A 2355-nucleotide genomic window follows, 5' to 3' on the forward strand; every position below is an offset into this window, starting at 1 on the left:
ACTCCTGGGAACCGTGGGAGTCGGATTCGTATACGACCTCGTCGACAACGGCCACGCAGCGCCGGCGTCACCATGGGTGATCGTTGCGGTCTGCGTGGCCGTGTCGGCTGTGGTGTTGTGGGTGTGGTCCGGTCGAACGAAGGTTATCGACCCGCGATCGTCTGATTGATCTTTGCTACGAAATCTTCCAGCACGAACGGAATGGTGAGCGGATTGGGCATGGACACCGCGTCACTGACGATGGGGTCCAAGCTGATCAGGCCGCCGGTCTTGACCACGTTCAGATTGGTGAACGCCGGCTGCGTCTCCATCTCGGGACGAGCCTTCTCGTAGTTGTCGAATAGCAGGTAGTCGCACTCGAGGAGGTCGTAGTTCTCGGCGGAGATCTCGTAGTTCAGTTTGCCCGCGAACCGATCCTTCAGTGCGGCAGGCGCCGTGAACCCCAGTTGCGTGAGCAGCTGAGCGCGCGCTGCCTCGGGGCTGAACGCTCGAAGATTCCCGTCACTCCAGCGAATGACGAGAGCTGCTGTCTTGCCCTCGAACTGGGGGTTCTCCGCGCGGGTACGAACGATGAGGTCCTCCACTTGCTGGACCTCCTGCCGTGCCTGCGCGGGAACACCCACAGCGGTACCGATGCGGGTCGTGACCTCCTGCCAGGGCAGAACCCAATCCGTCTGATCGGCCGCGTGAAGCACCGTCGGCGCGATGGCGCTGAGCTGCTTGTACAGATCCTCGTCGATCGCATTGTTGACGGCGATGATCAGGTCAGGCGCTGCGGCCACGATCGTTTCGATGTCGAAATCGGTGGTGGCGTTGGCCAACGGCGTCGGCTCGGCGCCTTGAACTGCCGAGTCGGCCCAGACGCCGATTCCGTCGTCGGTCGATCCCTTCCACACCGGGACCAGGACAGGTGTCAGCCCGAGGGAGAGCAGTACGTCCGCGTCGCCGATACCGACCGCTGCGATGCGGCTGGGTGCCTGCTCGATGGTGGTGGAGCCGAACTTGTGGTCGATCGTCACCGGGAAGGCGTTGACCTCGGCGTGAGCACCTTCGGTGCCGGGAGTGGATTCGTCTTTCGCACTGTCGCCGCAGGCAGCAAGGGCGAAACCGGCTGCTGTTGCGAAGGTGACGGACAGCATGGCACGGCGGCTCAACATAGGGTTCACGGCAACCTCGGGTTTCATGGTTATGGGACCCTAACCATAGTGGAGTGGTTGTGTCCGCAGTGTTTGTTAGTCTCCGCTCATGACGGCGGTTCTCGACTACACATCAGCAGGACCGTTCACCCGCGTCGACGGGGTGGATCTGCTCGCCATCGAGCCGCTCTCCGCCGATCCCGTGGACATTTGCCGGGTGGTCCCGTACCTGGTCGTTCAACCCGCCGATGCGCAGTCGCTGAATCTGACCACCGACCGATTCGACGAAAACCAGATCCGGCCGGCAAGTGTTCTGCTCGAAAGGCTGCTCTCGCTCGATCCGGCACCGGTGACCTCCGCCCGAGAGCCCGACAAGAGGGTCGTCGGAACCTGTCGGCACTTTGCCGTTTTGAGTTGTGCGTTTCTGCGCTATCGCGGTTTTGCCGCGCGGGTCCGCTGTGGTTTTGCCACCTACTTTCAATCGGGACAGGGCGTCGACCACTGGATCACCGAGTACTGGGACGACGCCGGCAAGCGCTGGATCCGCATCGACTCGGAGATCCTCGGACAGAACGTGCTTCCTCACGCCCACGATCTACGGCCGGGAGAATTCCTCAGTGGCGGCGAGGCGTGGTTGGCGTATCGACGCGGCGAGATCGACGCCTCCCAGTTCGGGGTGTACGGAACCCAGAACTGGGGAGCCGCCGAGATCCGCGGCAACGCCGTGAAAGACCTTGCCGCGATGAACAAAGTCGAAACCCTGCCATGGGACGAGTGGGGCCGCATGACCGACGCCTACGACGGAAAAACCGGTGCGGAGTACGACGTACTGCTCGACGACATCGCCGACGTCTGCGCCACTGACGATCCCGTGGCCGTGCGAGCGTTGTACGAGCACGAGGATTTACGCGTGCCGGAGAAGCTGCTTACTTTCTGAGAGACTGGCCTGCATGAATCAGGAGCACCGCCAACTCGAGTACGGACTTCGATTCGACTGGGGCCTGCGTGGCGCCGAGGCGATCGCTGCGGGAGTCGATACCGCCGTCGTGATCGACGTCCTCTCGTTCACGACGGCGCTGAGCGTTGCGGCCGACGCGGGAATCGACGTACTTCCCTATTCCTGGAACGACGAGAGTGCAGTCGACTACGCGCGTGATGCCGATGCCCCTGGTCAAGGAGGTCGCGACCTGGGGCGGCGATGTCTCCCACCTGGTCCCGG

Annotated in this window: 2 protein-coding genes and 1 pseudogene; 2 read left to right on the plus strand and 1 reads right to left on the minus strand. The window is 62.8% G+C overall.

Going from position 1 to position 2355, the window contains the following annotated elements:
• Nucleotides 1-143: 143 nt before the first annotated feature.
• The gene (locus tag ABT116_RS42900; RefSeq protein WP_351646149.1) at nucleotides 144-1184 is read right to left on the minus strand and encodes an ABC transporter substrate-binding protein; all 1041 of its coding nucleotides are present in this window, start codon (nucleotides 1182-1184) and stop codon (nucleotides 144-146) included.
• A gap of 61 nt (nucleotides 1185-1245) precedes the next feature.
• Here ABT116_RS42900 and ABT116_RS42905 point away from each other — a divergent pair, with 61 nt between their 5' ends.
• Both ABT116_RS42905 and ABT116_RS42910 read left to right on the plus strand, forming a co-directional pair.
• A complete protein-coding gene (locus ABT116_RS42905; protein WP_095972304.1) occupies nucleotides 1246-2073 on the plus strand; it encodes a transglutaminase domain-containing protein in 828 nt (275 codons plus the stop codon).
• Nucleotides 2074-2086: 13 nt separating this feature from the next.
• Nucleotides 2087-2355, plus strand: a pseudogene (locus ABT116_RS42910) (hypothetical protein); the annotation flags it as partial.

This window comes from Streptomyces sp. NPDC002130 (assembly GCF_040296465.1).
GTDB lineage: Bacteria > Actinomycetota > Actinomycetes > Streptomycetales > Streptomycetaceae > Streptomyces.